Below are 14374 nucleotides of genomic sequence, written 5' to 3'. Positions count from 1 at the left end.
CGGCCGCTCAGCCCACCCGCTCAGAGAGTTGGGTCTCGCGCGGCGCCACCGCGGGCCGCGCCGCCCGCTGGAGCTGTTCGGAGAAACTGGGCGCGGCGGCCCGCGGCCCGTCCGGTGCGGGATCGGTCAGCCGCCGGACCTGTCCGGTGCTGAAATCGATCTCGACCCGTTCGCTGCGGGCCGTTCCGTGCTCGTCGATGAGCGTGACGCGCAGGCGCAGCTGATCGACGCCGGCCGGCCGGTCGATGCGCACGAAGCCGCTCGGGTCCACGCGCAGCCACGCAGGCGCCGGGCGGCCGTCGTCGAGCGTGACGCGCAGGCCGCGCACCCCGTCGGCCACGCCGACCGAAATCCACGCGCGGTCGCCCTGCTGTTCGAATTCGAGCCGCACGCCGTCGGCCGTGCGCAGAGCCTGCGCCGCGATCGGCTGCGGCGCCGCCGCGTCGGCACTCGAGGCCACGGGGGTCGACCGCCACGAGGGGGCGCGACCGTCGCCGCCCGCGTCGAGGCCGCGCAGTGAATCCACGGCATTGACCGCGCGCAGCACCACGCCGTCCACGTCGAGCGCCGCGGTGCCGTCGAGGGAGTCGATGCCGTTGGCCGCCAGCACCACCACCCCGGCGCCGTCCAGCCCGGTGGTGCCTTGCAACGACTCGGCGCCGTCGACGGCGCCGAGCAGCACCGGCTCGGCGCGCAGGCCGGTTCCGGCTGCGGCCGGCGCGGGAGCCGGCGCCGTCGCGGGCGCGGGCGCGGGCGCGGTCGTGGGCACGGGGGGCGGCGGCGCCAGCACCACCGGTGCAGGCTGCACCGGCGGCTGGGCGGGCGCCGGCGCGTCGGGAACGGCAGGGGTCACGTCGACGGTCACCTGACCAGTCTCGCTGGCCCCGCCCGCGCCGACCGTGTAGCCGAAGCTCAGCGTGCCGTGGAAGCCGGCCGCCGGAACGAAGCGCAGGGTGCCGTCGGGCTGCAGCGTCACCGTGCCGTTGGAGACCGCCACCGGCGTGCCGGGCGCGACGGCCGTGCCATCGATGGCCGTCACGCGGCGGCCGGGGTTTTCGAAGCTGTCGTTGCCGAGCACGGCGATGTCGACGGGCGTGTCTTCGTCGGTCGTGGCAGTGTCGACGGCGATGTCGGCGACGGGGGTGATGGTCAGGGTCACCGTGCTGCGCGTCGTGCCGCCGCGGCCGTCGCTGATGCTCACCTCGAAGCTGTCGGTGCCGTTGTAGTCGAAGGTGGGCGTGTAGGTGTAGGCGCCCGTGTTCGCATCGAGGGTGACCGTGCCGTGCGCTGGTTGTGTGTGCACGGCATAGGTGAGCGGGTCGCCGTCCGTGTCGCTGGCGGTCACCCGGCCGGCGAACGGCGTGTCTTCCTGTGTGGTGGCCGTGTAGTGGCCGGTCGCGGGATCGAAGTGCTGGCCCGGTGGCGGCGTCTCGAGGTGGCGCGGCACGGGCGCGTCGTTCACGGTCGTCACCTCGACCGTGACGTTGGCGGTTTCGCTCGCGCTGCTGGAGGCGACGGTGTAGCTGAAGCTCAGTGCGCCGTGGAAATCCGCCGTTGGAACGAAGCGCAGCGTGCCATCGACCTGCAGCGTCACCATGCCATTGGAGACCGCCACCGGCGTGCCTGCAGTCACGGCCGTGCCGTTGATGGCCGTCACACGATGGCCGGTGTCCTCGAAGCTGTCGTTGCCGAGCACGGCGATGTCGAGCGGCGTGTCTTCACGGGTCGTGATGGTGTCGGCGGCGATGTCGGCCACGGGCGTGACGGTCATGTTCACGGCGCTGCACGTCGTGCCGCCTTGACTGTCGCTGATGATGACCTCGAAGCTGTCGGTGCCGTTGTAGTCGGCGGCGGGCGTGTAGGTGTATGCACCGGCGGCGGCATCGAGGGTGACCGTGCCATGCACCGGCGGCGCGCTCACGGTGTAGGTGAGCGTATCGCCGTCGACGTCGTTGGCGGCCACTTGGCCTTCGAAGGCCGTGTCTTCCTGCGCGGAGGCCGTGTAGTGGCCGGTTCTCGGGTCAAAGATCTGACCGGGCGTGGGCGGGATCGGCTCACGCGGCACCGGCGCATCATTGGCGGGCGTCACCTCGACAGTGACATTGGCCGTCTCGCTCGCGCCGCCCGCATCGACCGTGTAGCTGAAGCTCAAGGCACCGTGGAAGTCGGCCGACGGGACGAAACGCAGCGTGCCATCGGCCTGCAGCGTCACCGAGCCGTTGGAGACCGTCACCGGCGTGCCTGCGGTCACGGCCGTGCCGTTGATCGCCGCCACGCGGCGGCCGGTGTTTTCGAAGCTGTCGTTGCTCAGAACCGCGATACCGACCACCGTGTCCTCGCGGGTGCTGATCCGATCCGCGGCAATGTCGGCCACGGGCGTGATGGTCATGTTCACGGTGCTGCGCGTCGCGCCGCCTTGGCCGTCGCTGATGCTCACTTCGAAGCTGTCCGCGCCGTTGTAGTCCGCGGCGGGTGTGTAGACGTAGGCACCCGTGGCCGCATCGAGCATCACCGTGCCATGCGTCGGCTGCGTGCTCACGGCGTAGGTGAGCATGTCGCCGTCCACGTCGTCGGCAGCCACGCGACCCTCGAAGGCGGTGTCCTCCTGCGTGGCGGCCATCGCGACATCGCGAGCCACCGGCGGGTCGTTGACCGGCGTCACCTCGACCGTGACGTTGGCTGTCTCGCGCGCGCCGCCCGCATCGACCGTGTAGCTGAAACTCAAGGCGCCGTGGAAGTCATCCGCCGGAACGAAGCGCAAGGCGCCATCGGCCTGCAGCGTCACCATGCCGTTCGAGACCGCCACCGGCGTACCCACGGGCACGGTCGTGCCGTTGACGGCCGTCACGCGGCGGCCGGTGTCCTCGAAGCTGTCGTTGCCGAGCACCGCAATGTCGATCGGCGTGTCCTCGCGCGTGCTGATCCGATCCGCGGCGATGTCGGCCACGGCGATGATGCTCATGCGCACCGTGCTGCGCGTCGTGCCGCCCTGCCCGTCGCTGATGCTCACCTCGAAGCTGTCTGCACCGTTGTAGTCGGCGGTCGGCGTGTAGGTGTACGCGCCGGTGGCCGCATCGAGCGTCACCGTGCCATGCGTCGGCTGCGCGCTCACGGTGTAGGTGAGCGCGTCGCCGTCCGCGTCGTCGGCTATCACTCGGCCGGCGAACGCCGTGTCTTCCTGCGTGGTGGCCGTGTAGCGGCCGGTGACGGGATCGAAGGTTTGCCCCGGTGTGGGCGGGTTGGGCTCGCGCGGCACCGGCGCGTCGTTGACGGAGGCCACTTCGACCGTGACGTCGGCCGTCTCGCTCACGCCGCCCGCGCTGACGGTGTAGCTGAAGCGGGTGGTGCCGTTGAAGTTGGCTGCCGGCACGAAGCGCAGGGTGCCGTCGGGCTGCAGCGTCACCATGCCGTTGGGCACCGCGACCGCCGTACCGGGCGTCAGTGCGGTGCCATTGATCGACGTGATGGTGCGACCCGTGTCCTCGAAGCTGTCGTTGCCCAGCACCGCGATGTCGACCGGCGTGTCTTCGCGGGTCGTGGCGGTGTCGACCGCGATGTCCGACACCGGTGTGACCGTCATCGTCACCGTGGATTCGACCGTGAATGCGCCGTCGCTGATGGCCACCACGAAACTGTCCATGCCGTTGTAGTCGGCGGCCGGCGTGTAGGTGTAGGCGCCGGTGGCCGCATCGAGGGTGACCGTGCCATGTGCCGGCGGCGTGCGCATGGTGTAGGTGAGCGTGTCGCCGTCCACGTCGCTAGCAGCCACCCGGCCGTTGAAGGCGGTGTCCTCCGGCGTGGTGCCGGCGTAGCTGCCGCTGGCCGCATCGAAGCGCTGGCCCGGCTGGCCACCAGGGTCCGCCGGCACGGGCGGATCGTTGGCTGCCGTCACGCTGACGCGCACGTCGGCCGTCTCGCTGACGCCGCCCGAATCGACGGTGTAGCTGAAGCGGGTGGTGCCGTTGAAGTTGGCCGTCGGCACGAAGCGCAAGGTGCCGTCGGCCTGCAGCGTCACGGTGCCGTTGGCGACGTTGACGCCCGGGCCTCCGGACGTGATCGGCATGCCGTCGATTGCGCTGACCGCGCGGCCCGCATCCTCGAAGCTGTCGTTGCCGAGCACCGCGATATTGATCGGCGTGTCCTCACGGGTACTGACCCGATCCACAGCGATGTCGGCCACCGGCGTGACGGTCATGTTCACCGTGCTACGCGCCGTGCCGCCTTGGCTGTCGCTGATGGTGACCTCGAAGCTGTCCGCGCCGTTGTAATCAGCGGTGGGTGTGTAGGTATAGCTACCGGTGGCGGCATCGAGCGTCACCGTGCCGTGCGTCGGCTGCGTGCTCACGGTGTAGGTGAGCGTGTGGCCGTCCACATCGTTCGCAGCCACGCGCCCCGCAAAGGCCGTGTCCTCCTGTGTGGTGGCCGTGTAGTGGCCGGTCGCCGGATCGAAGATCTGGCCCGGTGGCGGTGTGTCGGGGTTGCGCGGCACCGGCGCATCGTTGACGGGCGTCACCTCGACCGTGACGTCGGCCGTCTCATTGACGCCGCCCGCGCTGACGGTGTAGCTGAAGCTCAAGGCGCCGTGGAAGTCGGCCGTCGGCACGAAGCGCAGCGTGCCATCGGCCTGCAGCGTCACCATGCCGTTGGAGACGGCCACCGGCGTGCCCGCCGTCACGGCCGTGCCGTTGATCGCGGTCACGCGGCGCCCGGTGTCCTCGAAGCTGTCGTTGCCGAGTACCGCGATGTCGACCGGCGTGTCCTCGCGGGTGCTGACCCGATCCGCGGCGATGTCTGCCACGGGCGTGACGGTCATGTTCACCGTGCTGCGCGCCGTGCCGCCCCGGCTGTCGCTGATGGTCACTTCGAAGCTGTCCGCACCGTTGTAGTCGGCGGTCGGCGTGTAGGTGTAGGCACCGGTGGCCGCGTCGAAGGTGACCGTGCCGTGCACCGGCTGCGTGCTCACGGTGTAGGTGAGCGTGTCGCCGTCTACGTCGTTGGCGGCCACGCGACCCTCGAAGGCGCTGTCTTCCTGCGTGGTGGCCGTGTAGTGGCCGGTCGCCGGGTCGAAGGTCTGGCCGGGTGCGGGCGGGTTGGGTTCGCGCGGCACCGGCGGATCGTTGGTGGCACCCACGTTGACCTGCACGTTGGCCGTCTCGCTGACGCCGCCCGAACTGACGGTGTAGCTGAAACGGGCGGTGCCGTTGAAGTTGGCTGTCGGCACGAAGCGCAAGGTGCCATCGGCCTGCAGCGTCACGCTGCCGTTGGCGACGTCGATGCCCGGCCCTCCGGACGTGATCGGCATGCCATCGATCGCGATGATCGCGCGGCCCGCATCCTCGAAGCTGTCGCTGACGAGCACTGCGATGTCGACCGGCGTGTCTTCGCGGGTCGTGGCGGTGTCGGCGACGATGTCGGCCACCGGGGTGACCGTCAGGTTCACCGTGCTGCGCGCCGTGCCGCCTTGGCTGTCGCTGATGGTCACCTCGAAGCTGTCCGCGCCGTGGTAGTCGGCGGCGGGTGTGTAGGTGTAGACGCCGGTGGCGGCATCGAGCACCACCGTGCCGTGCGCCGGCTGCGCACTCACGGTGTAGGTGAGCGTGTCGCCATCCACGTCGTTCGCGGCCACGCCCCCCGCAAAGGGCGTGTCCTCCTGCGTGGTGGCCGTGTAGCGGCCGGTTGCGGGATCGAAGGTCTGGCCCGGTGTGGACGGATTCGGCTCACGCGGCACCGGCGCATCGTTGACGGGCGTCACCTCGACCGTGACGCTGGCCGTCTCGCGCACGCCACCCGCGCTGACGGTGTAGCTGAAGCTCAGGGCGCCGTGGAAATCCGCCGTTGGAACGAAGCGCAAGGTGCCATCGGCTTGCAGCGTCACCATGCCGTTGGAGACCGCCACCGGCGTACCTGCCGTCACGGCCGTGCCGTTGATGGCCGTCACGCGGCGACCGGTGTTCTCGAAGCTGTCGTTGCCGAGCACGGCGATGTCCACCGGCGTGTCCTCGCGGGTCGTGGCCGTGTCGGCGGCGATGTCGGCCGCGGGCGTGACGGTCATGTTCACGGTGCTGCGCGCCGTGCCGCCTCGACCGTCGCTGATGCTCACCTCGAAGCTGTCCGCACCGTTGTAGTCGGCGGCGGGTGTGTAGGTGTAGGCACCGGTCGCCGCGTCGAGCGTCACCGTACCGTGCGACGGCTGCGCGCTCACGGTGTAGGTCAGCGTGTCGCCGTCCACATCGCCGGCTGCCACCCGCCCTGCAAAGGCCGTGTCCTCCTGCGTGCTGGCCGTGTAGTGGCCGGTCGCGGGGTCGAATGTCTGACCGGGTATGGGCGGAGCAGGCTCGCGCGGCACCGGCGGATCATTGGTGGCGCCCACGTTGACGTGCACATCGGCCGTCTCGCTCACGCCGCCCGAACTGACGGTGTAGCTGAAACGGGCGGTGCCGTTGAAGTTGGCTGCCGGCACGAAGCGCAAGGTGCCATCGGCCTGGAGCGTCACGGTGCCGTTGGCGACCGCCACCGCCGTGCCCGCCGTGACGGCCGTGCCGTCGATCGCCGTCACGCGGCGGCCGGCGTTTTCGAAGCTGTCGTTGCCGAGTACCGCGATGTCGACCGGCGTGTCTTCGCGTGTGCTGATCCGATCCGCAGCAATGTCGGCCACAGGGGTGGCGTTCATGCGCACCGTGCTGCGCGTCGTCCCGCCCCGGCTGTCGCTGATGGTCACCTCGAAACTGTCCGCGCCGTTGTAGTCGGCGGCGGGTGTGTAGGTGTAGGCGCCGGTGGCGGCATCGAGCGTCACCGTGCCGTGCGCCGGCTGCGCACTCACGATGTAGGTGAGCGTGTCGCCGTCCACGTCACTGGCAACCACGCGACCTTCGAAGGCCGTGTCTTCCTGCGTGGTGGCCATCGCGGAATCGCGAGCCACCGGCGCATCGTTGACGGGCGTCACTTCGACCGTGACGTTGGCCGTCTCGCTCGCGCCACCCGAGCCGACGGTGTAGCTGAAGCTCAGGGCGCCGTGGAAATCCGTCGTTGGAACGAAGCGCAGCGTGCCATCGGCCTGCAGCGTCACCATGCCATTGGCAACCGCCACGGGCGTGCCCGCCGTCACGGCCGTGCCGTTGATCGCCGTCACGCGGCGACCGGTGTTCTCGAAGCTGTCGTTGCCGAGCACCGCGATGTCGACCGGCGTGTCCTCGCGGGTCGTGGCGGTGTCGGCGGCGATGTCGGCCACCGGCGTGACCGTCAGGTTCACCGTGCTGCGCGTCGTGCCGCCCCGGCCGTCGCTGATGCTCACTTCGAAGCTGTCCGCACCGTGGTAGTCGGCGGTGGGCGTGTAGGTGTAGGCGCCGGTGGCCGCGTCGAGGGTGACTGCGCCGTGCGACGGCTGCGCGCTCACGGTGTAGGTCAGCGCGTCGCCGTCCACATCGCCGGCGGCCACCCGCCCCGCAAAGGCCGTGTCTTCCTGCGTGGTGGCCGTGTAGCGGCCGGTCGCGGAATCGAAAGTCTGCCCCTGTGGCGGTGCGTCGGGATTGCGCGGCACGGGCGGATCGTTGATGGCGCCCACGTTGACGCGCACGTTGGCGGTCTCGCTCCCACCGCCGGAGCTGACCGTGTAGCTGAAGCTCGCGGGCCCGTGGAAGTCGGCCGCGGGTGTGAAGCGCAGCTTGCCGTCGGCCATGAGCGTCACGGCGCCGTTTTCGATCGCGACCGAGCCGCCGCTCGCAATGGCCTGGTCGTTCACCCGCGCGATCGTGCGGCGCGCATCCTCGAAGCTGTCGTTGCCCAGCACGTCGATCACCACCGCCGAGTCTTCGGACGTGCTCGCGGTGTCAGCGGCGATGTCCGCGACCGCGTCGATGGTCAGAGTCACGGTATCGGCGGCCGTCGAGAAGGCGGTGGTGCCGCCCGTGCCGTTGGCGGCGACATCGAAATAGCTGCCGTTGCTGCCTTGGGTCTGGTCCCAGGCGCGCATCGTCAGCGCGCTCGCGCCGCCGGAGCCGTTGTAGTCGGCGGTGGTGGCCTGGAAGTAGAGCCGGGTCAGCGCGTTGTCGGCCAGCAGCAGTGCATTGCTGTCGGAAACGGTTCCGACCTGCCGCCAGGTGGCGCCGCCGTCGGTGGTGTACCACCAGACGCCGTTGCTGGGCGCATTGCCCGTGATGGCCACACCCCTGCTCGCGCCGTCATCGACATCGGCGATGCCGCCGGTGAAGGTCGAGACCGGCACGCCGACCGCCGTGCCGTTCGCAGGCGCAGGCGCGTCCTCCTGCGCCGAGTGACGCAGGTCGACGGCACTGTCGAGCGTGGGTGCATCGTTGCGCGCTGTGACGGCGACCCGGGTCATGGCCGTGTTCGAATCGGCGCTGCCGTCGTTGGCCACCACTTCGATCATGCGCGTGACCTCCGATGGCGACTCCGACGTCGAGCTGTAGCGCACCGCCTGCAGGGCGGTGAGGTAGTCCGCGCCGCTGGCACTGCCGCTGAGCGTGAGGGTGGTGGTGGCGGCGTCGTAGCTCGCGGTAATGCCCGCCGGCAGGGCGCCGCTGACGCTCAGCAGGTCGCCGGCCTGCGCGTTGGCGATGCGCACGGTCAGCGAGTGCTGGTCGGTGCTGTCCAGGTCGATCAGCGTGCTGTCGGCCGACGCGATGGCGACGCCCTCCGCGTTCTCGGTATAGCCGACCTCATGATGCTGCGGTTCCAGGCGCACCGCATCGAGGATCAGGCCTCGTCCGTCGTTGCTGTCCGAGCCCGTGTCCGCGCCCGTGCTGCCGCGCGACTGGAAACGCAGGTTCACGGTGCCATCGGCCGGCGCCGTGAAGCTCAGCGAGAACCGCGTCCAGCCGCTGCGGCTGGTCTGGAAGTTCAGCGACGCGATCTCGGTACCGCCGCTGCTCACGATGGCGCGGCCGAGGTCCGCGCCCGTCGAGCGACCGAGGCGGGTATGCCCGTACCAGCTCAGTACGTAGGTCTCGCCCGGGGTCAACCCGGTGACGGATTGCTCGATATAGCTGGAGCCGATCGGGCCTTCGACCTCGGCGGCGTAAGTACCGTCGACGACGGTGTTCAGGCCGTAGGACGAGGCGGGACGCGTTTCCGCCCCCTCGGTGCCGCCTCCTACCGTCCAGCCGGAGGAAGCGCCTTCGAACGAGCCGTCCACGACGGCATTGCTGCCGATACTGAGGTTCGCCGGCGCCATCAGATAGTCCCATTCCGGCGCCGAGGCCGCTTTCGCTTCGATCGCGCCGGTCTGCACTTCCAGCACCCAATCGCCGCCGAACCGTTCCGCGCCGGTGGCGTCGCTGGACGCCGCGACGTCGGCGCCGGTCAGCGCCGCGAGCATCTCGACGGCGCGCGCGCCGGTCTCGCCGGCGCCGAAATCGCAGCCGTAGATCAGGATGTCGGCCTCTTGCGAGAGCGAGGAGGCGATCGCCACCAGTTCGTCGCGATGCTCGCCCTGCATGCTCTGCATGCTCTGCAGCGTCAGGGTCGTCGCGCCGAGGCGCAGCGCGCCGGCCTCGCCGTGGCCGAGGATGTGGACGGCGCCGACGTCGCTGCGTCCACGCAGTGCTTCGGCGATGCAGGCCACGCCGTCGGCATCGGCCCCGATGAAGTGCACCTCCGCACCCGCGGGCAGACTCGCGGCAAGCTGGTCGGCGTCGGGCAATGCGAGGTCGATGAAGTAGATGCCGCCGGCCGCGGGCGCGGCGTGCGCCGCCTCGGGCGGGTCGAGCGCACCCATCGCGGCCAGGAGTTCTTCGTGCTCGCGCGCATCGACCGGCGGGAGTTCCGCGTCGTTCGCCGGGGCGGCTTCCTGCGCGGCCTCCTGCACCGTCTGCGCCGCGGCCGCGTCGAGCAGCACCCGCGGTTCGAGCGCCTGGATCCCGAGACCCTGCGGGGCAGCCCGCACCACGGCCCTGCCGTGCCGAGCAGCACCAAAACCAAAAAGCGTCGATCTCATCGCTGAGGCCTCCTGACGGACGGGGGTGGATCGGATGGCGGCGAGTTCGTCGGGCGCGGCGGCCTCAGGCCCCGGCCTCGCGCACCAGCACATGCGCGACGCGCCTGAACATCCGCGCGCCCAGGCTCTCGGGACGACCGCGGATGCGGAGCTCGCCGCGAAGCTCGGTCATCGACAGATGCGCCGGACCCGCGGCTGCGGCCAGCGCCGTCACTTCGAAGACCGCATGCTCGGGCACGGTCCTGCCGCCCTGCGCGCGCGCGGCCACCGGCCCGCCGTGGGTCGACGCCAGCAGCCAGTGGTCCATGTGCTCGCTGGCGGCCGTGGCCACGCGCTCGAGGCGCAGCGCGCGGGCGGGCTGCATGCGGAGCTCGTCGACGAAGCGGCCTTCGTCGCCCTCGGCGATGCGCCGCAGGTCGTGGGCGGCGACGTAGCCGCGCGCCGAGAGGCCGCCCGGCGCGGCGATCAGCGCGAGTTGCGTGCCCTCGCCGATCCAGTGCCCGGGTCCGAGTTCCTCCGCAAGCTCGGCGATGACGCCGTCCATTGGCGCGCGCACCTGCAGGCGGTCGCGCTCGCGTTCCAGGCCTTCGATGCGCTCGTGCTCGAGCCCGAGTTCGTGCGCGAGCACCATGCTGGCCGACAGGTCGCTTTCGTCCACACCCCGCCGCGCCAGGCGCTCCCGCAGCAGCGCCAGGTTCGCGCGCGCGCTGTGCAGCCGCTGCTCGATCTCCGGTGCGGCCATGTCGATCAAAACCTGCCCCGCGCGGACCTGCTCGCGCGGCCGCACGTGCACGGCCTCGATGCGCCCCGCCCGTGGCGAGAAGACCGCCGCCTTTCGCGCCGCGGTCAGCATGGCGGGAATGCGCACCGTGTAGGGAAAGGGCAGCAGCAGCGCCACCAGCAGGCCCAGCAGCAGCAGCGCGGTGATGCGCCCGCGCGGCCCCGCCTCGCGCCGCCGGACGGCCCAGATCCGGAGTTCGCGCCAGACGGGCCGCGCGATGAACCAGCCCAACTCCACCGCGAACAGGAAGATACCGAGCATCTTGAAGAAGTAGTGATAGACCAGCAGCGCGATGCCGAGGAACAGGAAGAAGCGGTAGAGCCAGGTGGCATAGGCGAAGCCGACCAGCAGCAACCGGCGGCGCCCGCGCGCGGGCTCGGGTGCGGCGTCGCCGAAGCCGAACAGCAGCTCGCGCAGCCACCAGCGCCCCATCGCGAAGGCGCGCTCCTGCAGATTGGGCTGCCCCAGCAGGTCGCTGAACAGGTAGTAGCCGTCGAAGCGCATCAACGGATTGAGGTTCACCGCCAGGCTGAGCACCCAGCCGGTGGTGGCCAGCGCGAAGGCCGCATGGCGCATCGGCCCGTCGGGCAGGAACACCCAGGCCAGCGTCGCGGCCACGGCCACCAGCAGCTCCACCAGCATGCCCGCGGCGTCGATCAGCACGCGCTGGCGCCGGTGCGGCAGGCGCCAGGCATCGGTGGTGTCGGTGTAGAGAATGGGCGCCATCACGACGAAGGCCATGCCCATGGTGGTCACGCGCGCGCCCATGTGCACGGCCGCGTAGCCGTGGCCGAGCTCGTGCAGCGCCTTGACCAGCACCAGGCTCAAGCCGAAGGTGGCGATGCCGCCGGCCGACAGCATGTCGGGGAAGGTGGCGACGAAGCGCTCCCATTGCCGCGACACCAGATAGAGGCCGACGAGCCCCAGCAACGCGGCCGTCCACCAGAGCGCCGGCGCGAAGAACACCTGCACCCAGGCCAGCGTGCGGCGCAGAAAGGCATCGGGCCGCGCGAGCGGCAGCTTGAAGAACAGATAGCCGTGCAGCACGCGGCTGCCTGGCGAACGCCTGGCCGCCCCGACCTGCCGGCGCACGCGCGCGAAGGTCTGCTGCGGCACGGGACGCAGCAGCTCGTTGCGCTGCAGGAACTCGCAGAGCGCGGCGATCTTCTCGTCGCTCGCGGCGCGGCCGCGCTCGCGCAGCATGGCCGCGCGCAGCGCGCCGGCGCTGCCTTCGCCCCAGTGCGCCAGCATGTCCACCACGTCGGAACCGACGCTGTAGAAGCGCTGCGCGAGCGGATCGTGAATGCGCCACTGCGCGGTGCCGTCGGATGCGGACCCGTGCGCACCGCCTTCGATGAGCCGGAGATCCTGGCGCAGCGGGGGCAGCCGCTGGCTTCGATTGATGGCGTGCGGCATGGCGGTCAAAGCCCCGTCCACTGGCGCGCGGCGGTGATCGGCCGGCGCAGCAGGTAATAGAGCAGCGACACGGGTTCGCCATACAGGCGCGCCGTGCCGCGCAGGCCCAGTCGCTCGGGCGCGACATAGGGTTCCACGGGCCGGGCGGTGACGACGTAGCTCGAAACGCCCGCCGCGTCGGCCTCGGCGCGGTAGGCCGCGCGCACCACGCGCGCGTCGAAAGGAGCCAGCGGCGCCGCGTCGAGGAACACCTTGACGCTGGCGTTCTCGCGCAGGTTGACCGCATCGGCGACGGCGACCTTGATGCGGTACTCCACCCGCCCGGGATCGGCCACGCGCATGATCGCCTCGCCCACGGCCACCGGCCGCCCCATCCAGTCGCGCGGGTCGCCATAGAGCACGACGCCTTCGCGCGGCGCGCGGATGACGGCCTTCTCGAGCATGGCGCGGGCGTAGTCGCGCTCGGCCCGCGCCACGAGTTCCTCGCTGCGCGCGATCGCCAACTCCCGCTTGGCGGTCGGGTCGACCACGGCCGCCTGCTGCAGGCGCAGCTTGCGCGCGCGTGCCACGCCGAGCTTGCGGCCGGCCACCTCGAAATCGCTGCGCAGCGTGGTGTCGACCAGCTGCACCAGCGGCGAGCCCTCGCTCACCCGCGTGCCCGGCGCCACCAGGATCCGCTCGACCACGCCCGGCACCGGGGCCGCCACGACGAAAGGCGCCTCGGGCATGACCTCGACCGGCGCGAGCGTGGTCAGCGGCACCTGCACGAAGACCAGCGCGAGCACGGCCGCGGCCCCCGCGAGCGCCAGCGCGATCCGGTGCCGGCGCCACGGCGCGGGCGGTTTCGCGCGCCCTTCGATGGCACTCAACCCGTGGGCGTAGGCAGCCGCCAGCCGGGCCGCGAGCGTCTGGTGCGCCGGCTCCCAGGGCGTGCGGCGCGCCAGCAGCCAGCCGGCACGCACGGGCTGCCCCAGGTCGACCAGCGGCACCCACATCAGATGCGCCAGCGCCGCATCGTCTGCGCAGGGATCGGAGAGATCGGCGTGCGCGGACAGTTCGAACAGGTAGACGCCGGTCGCGCCCTGGGTGCTCGACCATGCCTTCGCGACCATGTCCTCGTACCAGCGCGTCATCGGCGCATCGCGATGGACCTGCGCCAGCGCGGACACGGCCACGGCCTTCCAGCGCATGCGCCTGCGGCCGCCACCGGCCTCGAACACCAGGGCGGTGTCGAAAGGCAGCAGCATCACCGGCTCGTTGGCCAGGTGCTGCCAGAGCGCGTCCTTCGCCGCGCACTGGCGCAGTTCGCCCTCGATGCGGATCAGCTGCACGCTGGTCGGGCGCAGGCTGTCCGCATCGGGACGCGGGGCAGGAGCAGCGAGCCGCGGCATCGTGCTCACCGCGACGGCCGGCCCCGGGACGGGTAGGAGGCCGGCGAACGCTCCACCGCGACCGCGAGCCCGGGCGCCGGGGGCCGATCGGTCACCACCCGCCCGCTCATGCCCGGCAGCACGCCGGCCGGCGCATGCGGCACCGACGCCACCACCTTCACGGTCTGGCTCACGGCGTCGACGGCGGCGGCGATGCGTTTCACCTCCGCCTGCAGCAGGTCGCCGGTTTCGTCGACCCTGAACTGCATGGCCGACCCCGCGCGCAGCCAGCCGAGCCATCGCGACGGCACCACCACATGCAGTTCGAGCGCGCCGTCGCTCACGATGTGCAACAGCCTCTCGTTGGCCGGCGGCGTCTCGTGCGGCCGGGCGAAGGTCTCGACCACCCGGCCGGAGAACGGCGCCACCACGCGGCAGCCGACCATGCGCGCGCGGATGGTGTCGACCTGGGCCGTCCGCTCCGTCTCCTTGTGGCGGGCGATCTCGGCCTCGACCCGGCCCGCCGCCTGCATCGCGAGCAGTTCGGCCTGCACCTGGGCATTGCGCGCCTCGGCCGCCTGGCCGGCCTGCGCCGCGCGCAGCTCGGCCTGCAGGCGGCTGCAGTCGAAGGCCACCAGCGTCTGGCCCTTCTGGAAGCGGTCACCCTCGCGCAAGGGCATGCGCACGATGCGCTCGGAAATGCTCGAAGCCAGCACGGCCTCGTGCTGCGCGCGCAGCACGCCGCGCGTGCCCTCGGCGTGGAGCGCCTCGTCGGTCTGGGCCAAGGCCGGCCATGCCAGCCATGCGAGCGCGAGGCCCGCGGCGGCTTTCTTGTGCTTCAGGCAAGACATTTCA

At 71.2% G+C, this 14374-nt stretch carries 4 protein-coding genes; all 4 read right to left on the bottom strand.

From position 1 onward, the window contains the following. Positions 1 to 7: 7 nt before the first annotated feature. The 4 genes from M2165_RS15005 to M2165_RS14990 all read right to left on the bottom strand — a co-directional run bounded on the left by M2165_RS15005 (position 8) and on the right by M2165_RS14990 (position 14370). Entirely contained in the window at positions 8 to 9952 is a 9945-nt protein-coding gene (locus M2165_RS15005) for a tandem-95 repeat protein (protein ID WP_280815403.1), read from the bottom strand. A 64-nt stretch (positions 9953 to 10016) separates the two neighbouring features. Beyond that, positions 10017 to 12149, bottom strand: a complete 2133-nt coding sequence (locus M2165_RS15000; protein WP_280815402.1) for an HlyD family efflux transporter periplasmic adaptor subunit — start codon at positions 12147 to 12149, stop codon at positions 10017 to 10019. 5 nt (positions 12150 to 12154) lie between these two features. Further along, positions 12155 to 13540, bottom strand: a complete 1386-nt coding sequence (locus tag M2165_RS14995; protein ID WP_280817545.1) for an HlyD family efflux transporter periplasmic adaptor subunit — start codon at positions 13538 to 13540, stop codon at positions 12155 to 12157. 5 nt (positions 13541 to 13545) lie between these two features. Beyond that, positions 13546 to 14370, bottom strand: coding sequence for an efflux RND transporter periplasmic adaptor subunit (locus tag M2165_RS14990; RefSeq protein WP_280815401.1), 825 nt, complete (start codon positions 14368 to 14370; stop codon positions 13546 to 13548). Between the last annotated feature and the right edge of the window lie 4 nt (positions 14371 to 14374).

Origin of the sequence: Variovorax sp. TBS-050B (assembly GCF_029893635.1) — a bacterium.
Classification (GTDB): Bacteria; Pseudomonadota; Gammaproteobacteria; order Burkholderiales; family Burkholderiaceae_C; genus Variovorax.
This window is presented reverse-complemented; position numbering and strand designations above follow the sequence as displayed.